Origin of the sequence: Klebsiella sp. DY2415 (assembly GCF_026314315.1) — a bacterium.
GTDB classification, from domain to species: Bacteria; Pseudomonadota; Gammaproteobacteria; order Enterobacterales; family Enterobacteriaceae; genus Klebsiella; species Klebsiella ornithinolytica.
In genome coordinates, this window is the sequence record NZ_CP111115.1 from 3,507,984 (window position 1) to 3,520,670 (window position 12,687).

General features: G+C 56.0%; 10 protein-coding genes and 2 tRNA genes. 5 read left to right on the forward strand and 7 right to left on the reverse strand.

Annotated elements, in window-relative coordinates; genetic code table 11:
* Positions 1 to 52: 52 nt before the first annotated feature.
* Positions 53 to 991 carry a glyoxylate/hydroxypyruvate reductase GhrA gene (gene ghrA / locus OQV00_RS16720; protein WP_004860461.1) on the reverse strand — a complete coding sequence of 313 codons (939 nt, stop codon included), beginning with the start codon at positions 989 to 991 and terminating at the stop codon, positions 53 to 55.
* Positions 992 to 1,263: 272 nt separating this feature from the next.
* On the opposite strand from ghrA, the gene OQV00_RS16725 reads away from it, so the two are divergent.
* Positions 1,264 to 1,351, forward strand: a tRNA-Ser gene (locus tag OQV00_RS16725).
* A gap of 344 nt (positions 1,352 to 1,695) precedes the next feature.
* Here OQV00_RS16725 and OQV00_RS16730 read toward each other — a convergent pair.
* Entirely contained in the window at positions 1,696 to 2,601 is a 906-nt protein-coding gene (locus OQV00_RS16730; protein ID WP_044351425.1) for a LysR family transcriptional regulator, read from the reverse strand.
* Positions 2,602 to 2,715: 114 nt separating this feature from the next.
* Between OQV00_RS16730 and OQV00_RS16735 the strand changes: the two genes are divergently transcribed.
* Together OQV00_RS16735 and OQV00_RS16740 are read left to right on the forward strand one after the other, a co-directional pair.
* Positions 2,716 to 3,576 (forward strand): pirin family protein, encoded by an 861-nt coding sequence (locus OQV00_RS16735; protein ID WP_004860458.1) that lies wholly within the window; start codon positions 2,716 to 2,718, stop codon positions 3,574 to 3,576.
* Between the two features lie 234 nt (positions 3,577 to 3,810).
* Positions 3,811 to 3,897, forward strand: a tRNA-Ser gene (locus tag OQV00_RS16740).
* 402 nt (positions 3,898 to 4,299) lie between these two features.
* Here the strand turns inward: OQV00_RS16740 and OQV00_RS16745 are convergent.
* Positions 4,300 to 6,447 carry a TonB-dependent receptor family protein gene (locus OQV00_RS16745; protein WP_075808854.1) on the reverse strand — a complete coding sequence of 716 codons (2,148 nt, stop codon included), beginning with the start codon at positions 6,445 to 6,447 and terminating at the stop codon, positions 4,300 to 4,302.
* A gap of 34 nt (positions 6,448 to 6,481) precedes the next feature.
* Complete coding sequence (locus OQV00_RS16750; protein WP_266279063.1) at positions 6,482 to 6,823, reverse strand: hypothetical protein; 342 nt, start codon at positions 6,821 to 6,823, stop codon at positions 6,482 to 6,484.
* Between OQV00_RS16750 and OQV00_RS16755 the strand changes: the two genes are divergently transcribed.
* Both OQV00_RS16755 and OQV00_RS16760 read left to right on the forward strand, forming a co-directional pair.
* Complete coding sequence (locus OQV00_RS16755) at positions 6,818 to 7,210, forward strand: TroA family protein (RefSeq protein WP_266279065.1); 393 nt, start codon at positions 6,818 to 6,820, stop codon at positions 7,208 to 7,210. The two genes, OQV00_RS16750 and OQV00_RS16755, sit on opposite strands and share 6 nt — an antisense overlap.
* 417 nt (positions 7,211 to 7,627) lie before the next feature.
* Positions 7,628 to 8,869, forward strand: coding sequence for an MFS transporter (locus OQV00_RS16760; protein ID WP_015584663.1), 1,242 nt, complete (start codon positions 7,628 to 7,630; stop codon positions 8,867 to 8,869).
* 60 nt (positions 8,870 to 8,929) lie between these two features.
* On the opposite strand, the gene phoH is transcribed toward OQV00_RS16760, so the two are convergent.
* The 3 genes from phoH to efeO form a co-directional block, all read right to left on the reverse strand.
* Complete coding sequence (gene phoH / locus OQV00_RS16765; RefSeq protein ID WP_015584664.1) at positions 8,930 to 9,718, reverse strand: phosphate starvation-inducible protein PhoH; 789 nt, start codon at positions 9,716 to 9,718, stop codon at positions 8,930 to 8,932.
* A 508-nt stretch (positions 9,719 to 10,226) separates the two neighbouring features.
* Complete coding sequence (efeB, locus tag OQV00_RS16770) at positions 10,227 to 11,510, reverse strand: iron uptake transporter deferrochelatase/peroxidase subunit (protein ID WP_032717675.1); 1,284 nt, start codon at positions 11,508 to 11,510, stop codon at positions 10,227 to 10,229.
* A gap of 4 nt (positions 11,511 to 11,514) precedes the next feature.
* Complete coding sequence (gene efeO, locus OQV00_RS16775) at positions 11,515 to 12,642, reverse strand: iron uptake system protein EfeO (RefSeq protein WP_143722685.1); 1,128 nt, start codon at positions 12,640 to 12,642, stop codon at positions 11,515 to 11,517.
* Between the last annotated feature and the right edge of the window lie 45 nt (positions 12,643 to 12,687).

Here is a 12,687-nt window from a genome sequence, read left to right on the forward strand (position 1 = left end):
AGCAGGAATCAGGACGCATGATTAGCAAAACCCCGCCACAGCGGGGTTTCTCTTAGTATCCGCGCTGACGATCGACCTGCCCGTTCACCGCCTCCCCACGCTCCAGGCGGCCAATGGTGCTGGCAATATAGGTGATCGCTTCCAGCGGACGGGTGACTGCGGCGACATGTGGCGTCATCGCCACCCGAGGATGCGCCCACAGCGGACTTTCCGCCGGTAATGGCTCGCGGCTAAAGACATCCAGCATCGCGCCTTTAAGCTTACCGCTATTCAGTGCCGCCAGCAGATCCGCTTCGACCACGTGAACGCCACGTGCCAGATTGAGAACATAGCTGTTATCCGGAAGCTGCGCCAACAGTCGCTGATTAATAATGCCGACGGTTTCCGCCGTGTTTGGCAGCAGGTTGATCAGTACCCGCGTCGCGCCGAGGAAGTCGCCCAGCTCCTCCTGACCGGCAAAGCTTTGCACCTGAGGCCAGGATTTACGACTACGGCTCCAGCTCCGCAGCGGAAATCCCCATACCTGAAGCGCTTCCGCCACTTTCGAACCAAGCACGCCCGCGCCCATTATCCCGATAGTGAACTCTTCGCGACGATAATCCTCCAGCGGCTGCCAGCGGGCCTGCTGTTTTAATGCCTGGTAGTCGTCGAAGCGACGGAACCAGTGCAGCACCTGGCTCACCGCATACTCTTGCATCTGCTGACCCATTCCGGTGTCTTCGAGGCGAAAGAGTGGAATCGACATCGGCAGCATTTCCGGGTGTTCACGGAGTTTACTCAGAATTGAATCGACGCCAGCGCCGAGGGCAAAAACGGCTTTTAAGTCCCGTCCCTGAAGCATTTCCACCGGCGGATGCCAGACCAGCGCATAGTCCGCATGCTGAGTATCGCCGGATTTCCATTCGCGTACGCGCGCGCCCGGCAGCTGTTTTTCCAGCTCAGCAACCCAGTAAGCGGTATCAAATGTCGGGTGATAAAAGATTATGTCCATCATGGCTCCTGATCGCGGGCGCTGGTTGCAGGTTGACCCTGGCGCCGTATTTTACTTATTGTTTTCTATTGGATTGCCAGCATAGCAAATTTCATTTTTCTATCGAATAAAAAGAGGGTGGCGACAAAAAAATCGATTGTCGCGCATTTAAAAAGCAAGTTGCGCGAAGTTTGTCTAAACGCGCTGTTTTTTGAAAAAGTTGATTGACGAGAGATACGTATTTCCCTAAATTAGCGCCCGTTGCCCACCCAGGGTGAGCAGCAAAACAATATGGTGAGGTGTCCGAGTGGCTGAAGGAGCACGCCTGGAAAGTGTGTATACGGCAACGTATCGGGGGTTCGAATCCCCCCCTCACCGCCATATTTAAAGAAGAGCTCGTACGCAGGTACGGGCTTTTTTTTCGCCTGTGGCACCGCCCCGGGGGGGATGAGAAGCCCAGACCGCGAGCCTGCGAGCGGGCTGCCCGCACAAAAATGCCGGGAGCATTTTTGAACAACGCCTGCGTTGGCCCCGAAGGGGCGAGGCCCAGGGACGGGCCGAGTAACGGTGAGCGAAGCGAATCAATCCTCCCCTCACCGCCATCTTTAAAGAAGAGCTCGTACGCAGGTACGGGCTTTTTTTTCGCCTGTGGCACCGCCCGGGGGGGATGAGAAGCCCCGACCGGGGGTCGACATGCGTGCTTTGCCCGGGATACAGCCCCCTTATCAATCCTCTTCCATCCGCTGGTATTCTTCGCTCAGAAAGTCTACCAGTGCTCTCACCGACGGCAGCAGACCGCGACGAGAGGCAAAAACCGCATGAATGACTTCCCGCTGTGGTTGCCACGCATCCAGTACCACCTCCAGGGTCCCGGCAGCCAGCTGATCGCGCACCATTAAGAGAGGAAGCTGAACCACCCCAACGCCGGCTATCGCCGCTTCACGCAATGCCAGCATGTCCGTCGTAACCATCCGCGGCGTGAAATAGACTTCCGCCTTTGCCCCCTCCGGCCCGCTCAGTTGCCACTTATGCTGATGCTTTCCGGCATCGAGACTCAGTCCCGGCCACGTACTCAGCTGCGATGGCGCCTGTGGCCGCCCCATTCGCGCAATACAAGCCGGGCTGGCGACCAGACGCTGTCCGCGGTCGGCCAGTACCCGCATCACCAGATCGCTATCGTCAAACGGACGCGGGCGCACGCGGATCGCAACATCAATCCCTTCGCCAACAACGTCCACCCGCCGATTGGTAGCCTCCAGCTGCACATTGACGCCCGGGTAACGTAGCATAAACCGCGCCAGCATCGGCCCGACATGGGCATGCAATAAGGTCACCGGGCAGGTGAGTTTAACGCTGCCGCGCGGCTCCGAACGCAGCGTTTCCACCGCCTGCTGCGCCGCCTCGGCCTCTATCAGCATCGCTTTGCAGTGCTGGTAGAAGGTCTGCCCCACTTCGGTGACCACGAACTGCCGGGTCGTGCGATGAATCAGCCGCACACCAAGCCGCTCTTCCAGCTGCGCGATCCGACGGCTTAATTTTGATTTCGGCTGATCGAGCGCCCTGCCCGCCGCGGCGAATCCTTCATGATCGACGACCTGGACAAACCAGGCTAAGTCATTGAGATCGAGCATCCTTCCTCCATTGTTCCATTTTCAGAACAGTATAGGCCAGTTTTGCTATCTACCGGTTTATTGGCCGCAGATCTAATCTTATAGTCATCAGAAATCGCGACACAGGAGAGCACCATGAAACAGATTACAGGCGTCTACACCGCACCGGCCCAACATTGGGTTGGGGATGGCTTTCCGGTTCGCTCACTGTTCTCTTACCAGACTCATGGCGAACCGTTAAGCCCCTTCCTGCTGCTGGACTACGCCGGTCCTCACCACTTCCCGGCGGGAAGCGGCAGACGTGGGGTTGGCGAACATCCGCATCGCGGATTTGAAACCGTCACCATCGTCTATTCCGGTGAAGTTGAACACCGTGACTCGACGGGTAAAGGTGGGGTCATTGGCCCGGGCGATGTGCAGTGGATGACCGCCGGCGCCGGCATTCTGCATGAAGAGTTCCATTCGGCGGAGTTTACCCGCACCGGCGGCGAACTGAAGATGATCCAGCTGTGGGTCAACCTGCCGGCGAAAGACAAAATGACTCATCCGGGCTATCAGAGCATCACCGCGGATGTCATCCCCGATGTCGCCCTGGCGGACGGCGCGGGAAATATCCGGGTTATCGCCGGCAGCTATGACCAGGTGACTGGACCTGCGCACACTTTCTCGCCACTGAACGTCTGGGATATGCAGCTGAATCAGGGCCATGACATCACGCTCCGTCAGCCTGATGGCTGGAGCAGTGCGCTAGTGGTCCTTGAAGGTGAGATTACGGTCAACGGTGCAGAGCAGGCACGTGAAGGGCAACTGGTGGTGTTTAGTCAGCAGGGAGAAGCGATTCATCTTCATGCAACGGCGAATGCCAAAGTGCTGCTGCTAGCCGGTGAACCGTTGCGGGAGCCCATTGTGGGTTACGGTCCGTTTGTGATGAATACCAGGCAGCAGATCGCAGAAGCCGTGCGCGATTTTAACGGCGGACGCTTTGGCCAAATCTGACATCAGTGCCTTCCCGGCCTGCCAGCGTGGCGCTAAAGCAGCGCACGAGGCTGGTGAAGCATCGCAAACAGCTTGATTCTCTGCGTTAAAATCGCTGCCCCGTCGGTTTTCAGCGGGGCAGTGTTCATTGCTTGACCGAACGGTAAAGAAAGAATAAATACTGCTTGACCGTTTTAGTGCAACTCCCTATAGTAGCGCCCCGTTGCCCACCCAAGGTGAGCAGCAAAACAATATGGTGAGGTGTCCGAGTGGCTGAAGGAGCACGCCTGGAAAGTGTGTATACGGCAACGTATCGGGGGTTCGAATCCCCCCTCACCGCCATATTTAAAGAAGAGCTCGTACGCAGGTACGGGCTTTTTTTTCGCCTGTGGCACCGCCCGGGGGATGAGAAACCCCGACCGGGGGTCGACAGCTGGCGCAGCCAGCTGGACAGACCGCGAGCCTGCGAGCGGGCTGCCCGCACAAAAATGCCGGGAGCATTTTTGAACAACGCCTGCGTTGGCCCCGAAGGGGCGAGGCCCAGGGACGGGCCGAGTAACGGTGAGCGAAGCGAATCTATCCCCCCTCACCGCCATATTTAAAGAAGAGCTCGTACGCAGGTACGGGCTTTTTTTCGCATATTGCACCCAGCCGGAGGTATGGCCTTATCGCTCCTCCGCCAACCCCCCGCTCTCTGACCTGACCGCTTTGCGGTGCATCCCTGCCCCGCGAAGCGTCACACGTTTAGAACGCCAGCGACGCCTGAACAAAGAAGGTCCGCGGCTCGCCGACATATTTGCCGTAGTTATTATCCGTTGAACGCGTGTAGTAGCGCTGATCGAAAAGGTTTTTAACCCCGGCGCCCAGTTTCAGATTTGACCACGACGGCCCCATGTCATATTCGCCGCGCATATTCCACACCATATAGCCGGCAATATTACCGTACTGGCCATCATCGCTCTCCTGGGTGATATAACCATTCCCGGCAGCAGAAGACCCCGGAGAATGCTGGCGGGATTGCGAATAGCCATCGACGTTCCACACCCAGTTGCCCGTCGCGTAGCGGGAACCTACCGTCAGCACCTGGCGGGAATAGAAGGGCAGATCTTTACCCGAAAACTCGCCGCTGACGGATACGGCGCGGGTATAGGTATAGGTGGAATAGAGGCTGAGCCCATCCAGGCTGTGCGTCAGTTCGCTGAGATCGTAGTTCAGAGCCAGCTCGACGCCTTGATGTTTGGTGGCGCCCAGCGTGGTCCAGCCGATGGTGTTGTTGATGTACTGCAGCTGATTATCAAAATCAATGTAGAAAGCCGTCAGCTCCGCTTTGAGTAAGGAGTCGTCATAGCGGGTACCGACTTCATAGGTGCGCGCCTTTTCCGGCTGCAGGCCCGGAGCCGGCTGCCCGTGATTCCCTCCGCGGGTGAGCTGGAAATACTGCAAGCTGCCGAAAGAGGTATTGGCATTAGCAAATAGCTTCCAGCTATCGGACAGGTGATACATCACGTTGATCGATGGCAGCGGTTCACTGTACGATTTTTCACGCGCAATATCGGCAAAAGCGTCATTCACATGCGTGCGGATGCTTTCATAACGCAGCCCCGGGGTAATCGTCCAGTTACCAACGTTGACGGCATCATCAATATAAAACGCGTTAGCTTCCGTACCGCCGGAGGTATGCTGATAATAGTTTTCTTTAGAATTCGGGGCAGAGGTCGTGGTCGTCGGATCGTACCAGTTGGACCGATATCCTTTTTCATCCGATGTCTCGTTCAGATAGCGATAGCCAAGGGTGACTTCATGGGCCATATCCCAGAAGCGGAACAGATGCGAATAGGTTGGTTCGATGGCCCAGGTGGTGTAGTGGCGAGGGGCGGCAGCCAGACGACTCTGCCCTTCCAGAGCCCCGGAGCCGTTGGTCTGAATATCGCTGGTGCGGAAACTTTTGGTGAAATAGGTCAGCACTTCAAACTGGCTATCCTCTTCCTGATGGCGATATTTGAAAGACATATCCTGGCGGCGTCCGGCAAACTGATCGAACGGGCGCACTGACTGGAAGGGATTTTGCTGGTACTGCTCTTTCGTCAGGCCGCCGGGCATACCCGCGGAGGCGTTATAATAATGGAAGTTACCGGTCAGTTCGTCCTGCGGAGTGAAACGATAACGCGTTTTCAGCATAAAATCGTCAATATCGGTATTGTCATTATTTTCCCGGTATCCCTGGCCGTGCAGACCCGAGTACAGCAGCTCCGCCCCCAGACCGTTCTCCGCCGTGCCGCCAACGGAAGCGCTGGTCAGCGTTTTTAATCCGCCGTGTGAGGCCCCTTCCGTTTGCGCGCTCACCGCGCCGCCGAACGTTTCCGGAATATCCTTCGAGACAAAGTTGATCACTCCGCCGACGTTCTGCGGGCCGTAACGAACGGCGCTGCCGCCGCGGATGACGTCAATGGACTGAATATTCCCCATTGACAGCGGAGCCATTGACAGCTGAGGCTGGCCGTAAGGCGCGACAGAAAGCGGTACGCCGTCCATCATGATGGTTGAGCGAGGCGAAAGGCGCGATGTCAGGCCGCGCACGCCGACGTTCAGTGACACATCGCTCCCGCCGGTGCCGTTATTCTCCTGAACCTGAACCCCGGGAATACCGCGCAGCGCTTCTGAAATCGTCTCACCGCCTTTTTCCTTAACCTGCTGCTCCGTCACGATGGTCCTGGCGCCAGGATGATCGAGCACTACCGTGCTGTAATCCGGCGAATCAAGCCAGTTGCCCACGACCGTCAGGGTATCCGTACGATCGGTTGACGAAGAGTTATCATTTTTATCAGCAGCCCAGGCCGGGAACGCTAAAACAATAGCGCTAGCAAGCAGCGAGAGCCGGAAGTGACCAGACATGAGAAGATCCCCTGTAAAATAAATATATTAATTATCAATTATTTGTATTGCGAATGATTTGAATTATGAGAAACGAAATGATAATAGTTAGCAATACATAGCAATGTAAACTTTTTTTTGAACCGAAGGTTGTTTTACGCTCCAGCCAAACTGGCCGGGTTGTCTCACGGCTGCGGACAGACGGATTGGATAAAATGAGGCAGAAACTTTTCTGGCGGCTGGTATTAGGCTGGCTACTTTTACTGTCGGCAGCAAATTTACAGGCATCTCCCGTCACGGCGATGGATATTGTCGGAAGAGAAGTGCCCCTCCAGCAACCGGCAAAAGAGTCATCCTGGCGGATGCCAGGGCCATTCAGGCATGACAGATTGTGCATCCGGATAATCCTTTTGCGCAGCTGATTGCCTGGGATAATCCCCTCAAAATCAAAGCGCCGGACCTTGACTCGCTTTATCTTGCAAAATCCCCCCAGCTAAAACAGCTGCCGATGCTTGAAAATGCATATCTCACTGGTTTCAGCGTCGAGCGCGCCGTTCAGATGCAGCCGGATCTGAACGTCTTCGATTTTGGCGTACGGGGAAAACTGAAAGAGAGCCGCGTGCTGGATCAGCTTGCGGCGATCGGTATTCCCGTCGTCTTTATCGACTTTCGCCTGCGCCCTCTTACCAACAGCGTCACCAGCAAAAGGCTGCTGGGGAAAGTGCTGGGCGGCGACGACGCGCCGAAGCGTGGGCGCGTTTCTATGAAGAGCGGCTCAACCTGATACGCTAGCGCACCGCCGGATTAAATGACAAAGAAAAGCCGCTTAATAAATGGTTAAGCGAAATGTCAGGGCACAAACTCCGCTACAAGAAAGATTGTCTACAGGCGAAGCAAAACTCCCACATACAGGCATACGTCCTTCTCCCTGAATCGGCATAAATGCCTCCCCGACTGGCCGCCCCGCAGGCAGAATCCGACGTTCCTCGTTTTTTGTCGTCAACACATTACGTTACTACTTTTTCCCCATGAAGCATGACAGACAATGTTTTAAATAAAACCCCGGTCATTTATTCCGTTATAAATATTAAAAACATACAGTTAATGTCATCATAACAGCCAACAATGCCCCTCAACCGAGTAGATCGCATCCGCTGACAAATTTATACTTAGCGCACATTTTTATTCCAAAGGTCTGGACATGACGTTCTCTTCTCCACTTAACAAACGCGGCGTAACGCCGGCGAAAGCCATGGTCGCGGCGATCAGCGGCTACGCAATGGATGGCTTTGACCTGCTGATCCTCGGTTTCATGCTGCCGGCAATCAGCGTTTCGCTGGCGCTCACCACTTCTCAGGCCGGTTCCCTCGTTACCTGGACGCTGATTGGCGCGGTACTGGGCGGGATTTTTTTCGGCCATCTCAGCGACCGTCTGGGCCGCATTCGCGTCCTGACCTTCACGATCCTGATGTTCTCGGTCTTTACCGGTCTCTGTGCGGTTGCCCAGGGCTATTGGGATCTGCTGGCCTATCGCACCCTTGCGGGTATGGGGCTCGGCGGCGAATTCGGTATCGGCATGGCGCTGATTGCCGAAGTCTGGCCGGCCCATAAGCGCAACCGCGCCTCGGCGTGGGTTGGTATCGGCTGGCAGCTTGGCGTGCTGCTGGCCGCCTTTATCACCCCTCTCCTGCTGGATATCATCGGCTGGCGCGGGATGTTTCTGGTTGGCCTTCTGCCGGCGCTGGTCTCATTTGCCATCCGCCGCGGGATGGGAGAACCGGAGGCGTTTACCAAAGATAGCCGCGTCGCGCAGGAAATATCGTTCACCGCGCGCCTCAGGATGCTGTTTGCCGACCGCGCCACCTCGAAGGCCAGTATCGGCATCCTCATCCTCTGCTCGGTACAGAATTTTGGCTACTATGGCCTGATGATCTGGATGCCCAGCTATCTCTCCTCCAGTTTTGGCTTTTCGCTCACCAAATCAGGGCTGTGGACGGCGGTCACCGTCGTGGGGATGACCTTCGGCATCTGGCTGTTCGGCGTGCTGGCAGACCGTTTCGCCCGCTGGAAGATCTTTCTGATTTACCAGGTGGGGGCCGTCGTGATGGTCATCGTCTACGCCCAGCTGCGGGACCCGACCCTGATGCTGTTTACCGGAGCGGTAATGGGGATGTTTGTCAACGGCATGATTGGCGGCTATGGCGCGCTGATCTCTGATACCTATCCGCTACAGGTCCGCGCCACCGCGCAGAACGTGCTGTTTAACCTCGGGCGCGGCGTGGGCGGCTTTGGACCGCTGGTGATTGGCCTGTTCGTCAGCCACTGGTCGTTTACCGCGGCGATCACCCTGCTGGCCCTGCTCTATCTGCTGGATATTTTCGCCACCCTGTTCCTGCTGCCAAAAACCCAGGGCAGCGAAGATGCGCTGGGCGCGATCGGCTAACGCCCTGCGCTCCAGATAACAAAGCCCGGGTTTCCCCGGGCTTTGCACACAAGATAGCGATCAGTAGTAGGCTTTCAACGTTCGCTGGCAAAGCATCGAACGGACGCAATCATCGGCGGTAAAACGCACAACGCCGATCATGTCGTCTTCCGCAAAACGCGCCAGCGCATCGACCAGCCCGGACTTCACGCCAGAGGGTAAATCACACTGGGTAATGTCGCCGTTCACGATGACCGTCACGTTTTCCCCGAGGCGGGTTAAAAACATTTTCATTTGCGCAGCGGTCACGTTCTGAGCCTCGTCCAGAATCACAACCGCATTTTCAAATGTACGTCCGCGCATATAGGCGAACGGCGCGATTTCCACCTTGCCAATTTCCGGTCGCAGGCAGTATTGCATAAAGGAAGCGCCCAGCCTTCTCACCAGTACGTCGTACACCGGTCGGAAATAGGGAGCAAACTTCTCGGCGATATCTCCCGGTAAGAAGCCGAGATCTTCATCGGCCTGCAGAACGGGACGGGTAACAATAATCCTGTCCACATCTTTGTGAATCAGGGCTTCAGCGGCTTTTGCTGCGCTAATCCAGGTTTTACCGCACCCGGCTTCGCCCGTGGCAAAAATCAGCTGTTTATTGTCGATGGCATTCAAATAATGCGCCTGAGCGTCATTGCGCGCTTCAATTGGGGAAGTATCACGGCTGTCCCGCGCCATGCCAATTGCTTCTACGCCACTCATTTGCACAAGCGATGTGACCGATTCTTCTTCGCGTTGCTTATGGCTGCGCGAATCCTGTCTCAGCACACGTTTGGCCTCACGACGAGCTTTGGTCACTGCTTTTTGTCTTCCCATGGATAGCACCTTGCGTTGTTGGTTTACATCACACGCGTCAATATCGACGCGATTATGCGCACGAACGATTGAGGTTTGGCTTCCTTGTAAGCCATTGCTTGCCTGTCGAATTGACAACGGGTCACGGCTACGCGCACCGCGTACCCGGTCTGGGTTTAGGTTATTGGTGGTGACTGGAGAAAAATTCGAGGTGTGGGAATCGCGGCCGGAAGTGTGGCCCCCGTGCTGAGGAGTACGGTAAGAAGATTTACATTTTCCGTTACAGCAATCGGGCATTCGCGATCTCCATAGTGAAACGACATCACTGCCGGGAACTACCGCGTCTGTAATAAGTACATCAAAAATAATTCTTAATGCAACTTATTTTTTACATGCGGACAACAAATAATTCTCATCGCAGCTCAGGAGAGTTTCCGACAAATAGATTACAGAAAAATAACACAAGGCAGGAAATACAAAAAAAGAATGGAAAAACAGCAGAAACGCCCTGCCCTTGCGGGCAGGTGCGTCAGGCTTCGAGCAGAGATTGCGCCAGGTAGTGCTGGCTGTCGATTACGCCCGGTAACACAAAGAAGTAGCCGCCGCCGATAGGTTTGACGTACTCCTCCAGCGCTTCGCCGTTAAGGCGTTTTTGCACCGTCAGGAATCCCTTCTCCAGATCATGCTGATAGCAGACAAACAGCAGTCCCATATCCAGCTGCCCGGAGTTGGTCACCCCCAGCGAATAACTGTAGCCGCGACGCATCATCAGACTGGACTGCGTCTGCGGTGTGCGCGGGTTCGCCAGACGAATGTGGCTATCCAGCGCGATAATATCGCCATCAGGATCCCGACTGTAATCCGGCACGTCATGCTCATGCTGCATACCCAGCGGCGCGCCGCTGTGCTTATCGCGCCCAAAAATGGTCTGCTGCTCTTTCAGCGGGGTGCGATCCCAGAACTCCACATGGAACTGGATGATACGCGCCGCCTGATAGCTGCCGCCGGTTGCCCACGCAGGCTCGCCTTGATCGGAGGTCACCCATACCACTTCATCCATCAGCGCCTTATCGGTACTGACCGGGTTCGCGGTGCCGTCTTTAAAGCCCAGCAGGTTAACCGGCGTCTCTTTGCCTTTACTCCGCGCGGCGCTATCGGAAATAAACCCTTCGCGCTTCCAGCGGACGCTGAGCAGGTCCGGCGTATGTTTAATCACATCGCGCAGCGCATGGATAACCGTATCCTGAGTATTGGCACAGATTTGCAACAGCAGATCGCCATGACAGAGCGCCGCATCCAGCGAATCGTTGGGGAAGCGGGTCATTTTTTGCAGCTTTTTCGGCGCCTTATCCGCTAATCCATAGCGCTCATCAAACAGCGAATGGCCAACCGAAACGGTGACAGTCAGGTTATCCGGGGAGATCCACGCGCCGAGGATCCCCGAATCCATCGGCGGCAGACGCGGATTTGGCGTGTCCGGCGCCGGCCCCCCTTTGGTCAGAAAGGCAATGCGCTGAGTCAGCAGGCGAAACAGGCGCTCCAGGTCAGCTTTATCGCTGGCCAGCACATCAAAGGCCACCAGCATCATCGATGCCTGCTGCGGCGTCAGCACGCCGGCCTGGTGCTGCCCGTAAAAAGGCTGCGCTTCGGCACGCGCGTCCGGCGACAGCACGCCCGGAGAGCTGTTGCCCTTCGCCGCGTGTGCCACCGGACAGCCGCCGGTGATAGCCAGCGCGCCGCCAAGCGCGCCGATCCCTTTTAATAATCGACGACGTGAAGGTTCATTCACATCAAGTTGCTTCTGTTCTGCCATCGACTTAGTCCAGCCCAAGGATCCCGCGCAACTGAGCCAGATCTTCCGCCAGCGTGGTGATCGGCCCTTTTAACGCATTACGATCCGCATCCGTCAGCTTGTCATACGTTTCGAAGCCGTCTTTAGTGCGGTATTTGCTGAGGATAGCGTCAACTTTCTTGAAGTTAGCGTCAACTTTCGCCAGCAGCGCGCTGTTCTCTTTTTGCAGCTGCGGGCGCAGCAGGTCAACGATCTTCTGCGCGCCGTCGATGTTCGCCTGGAAGTCCCACAGATCGGTGTGGCTGTAGCGATCTTCTTCACCGCTGATTTTGCTGGCCGCGACTTCTTCAATCAGGCCCGCCGCGCCGCCCACCACTTTCGACGGCGGGAACGCCAGTTCGCTGATGCGTTTTTGCAGTTCAAGCACATCGCTGTTCAGCTGATCGGCATACTTTTCCATCCCCTTGACGCTGTTGTCGCCAAACAGGGCTTTTTCCAGACGGTGGAAGCCGGTGAATTTCGGATCTGCGGCTTTTTTCTCGTAATCGTCTTCACGAGCATCAATACTGCCGTCCAGATCGGAGAACAGCTCCGCGATCGGTTCAATGCGCTCGTAGTGCTGACGCGTCGGAGCATACAGCGCTTTCGCTTTTTCAATATCTCCCGCCTTCACCGCGTCGGTGAACGCTTTCGTGCCGCTAACCAGCTGTGCGGTTTCCGCCGTAACGTAGGCTTTATAGGCGGTAATCGCCTCGCCAAGACTCAGCAGCGCATCGGCTTTCGCCGCATCTTTGGTGGCGGCACCGGTCACAATCAGCTTGCCTTTCGGGTTGGTCAGCAGCCCGCAGGTCATATCGTATTCGCCCGGCTGCAGGTTCGCCGTCAGCTTTTGCGTAAAGCCTGGCGCAATGTTCTCGCGCTCTTCAACGACCATCACGCCTTTGAGAATCTCCCACTCCAGCGCTTTCTGACTGTGGTTTTGAATAATGAACTGCGTTTTCCCCGCTTTCACGGTGACGTTCATCGGCTCACACTGTTTGTCGTTAACGGTGACTTTTACCTGCGGGATATCCGCAGCCTGAGCGTAGAAGGCAGAGCTGAACAACGCTGCGACGGCAAGCTGCAGCGCATTACGGCGAAAATGAATCATCATGATCATCCCTTTCGGTAAGTATGTTGTAACCATAATCCTGCGGCG

Excerpts from the sequence above, each read along its gene's own strand:
- OQV00_RS16750 (WP_266279063.1), bottom strand. The coding sequence starts at position 6,823 with ATGCACAATCTGTCATGCCTGAATGGCCCTGGCATCCGCCAGGATGAC.
- efeO (WP_143722685.1), bottom strand. The coding sequence starts at position 12,642 with ATGATGATTCATTTTCGCCGTAATGCGCTGCAGCTTGCCGTCGCAGCG.
- OQV00_RS16735 (WP_004860458.1), top strand. The coding sequence starts at position 2,716 with ATGAAACAGATTACAGGCGTCTACACCGCACCGGCCCAACATTGGGTT.
- efeB (WP_032717675.1), bottom strand. The coding sequence starts at position 11,510 with ATGGCAGAACAGAAGCAACTTGATGTGAATGAACCTTCACGTCGTCGA.
- OQV00_RS16730 (WP_044351425.1), bottom strand. The coding sequence starts at position 2,601 with ATGCTCGATCTCAATGACTTAGCCTGGTTTGTCCAGGTCGTCGATCAT.
- ghrA (WP_004860461.1), bottom strand. The coding sequence starts at position 991 with ATGGACATAATCTTTTATCACCCGACATTTGATACCGCTTACTGGGTT.
- OQV00_RS16745 (WP_075808854.1), bottom strand. The coding sequence starts at position 6,447 with ATGTCTGGTCACTTCCGGCTCTCGCTGCTTGCTAGCGCTATTGTTTTA.
- phoH (WP_015584664.1), bottom strand. The coding sequence starts at position 9,718 with ATGGGAAGACAAAAAGCAGTGACCAAAGCTCGTCGTGAGGCCAAACGT.
- OQV00_RS16760 (WP_015584663.1), top strand. The coding sequence starts at position 7,628 with ATGACGTTCTCTTCTCCACTTAACAAACGCGGCGTAACGCCGGCGAAA.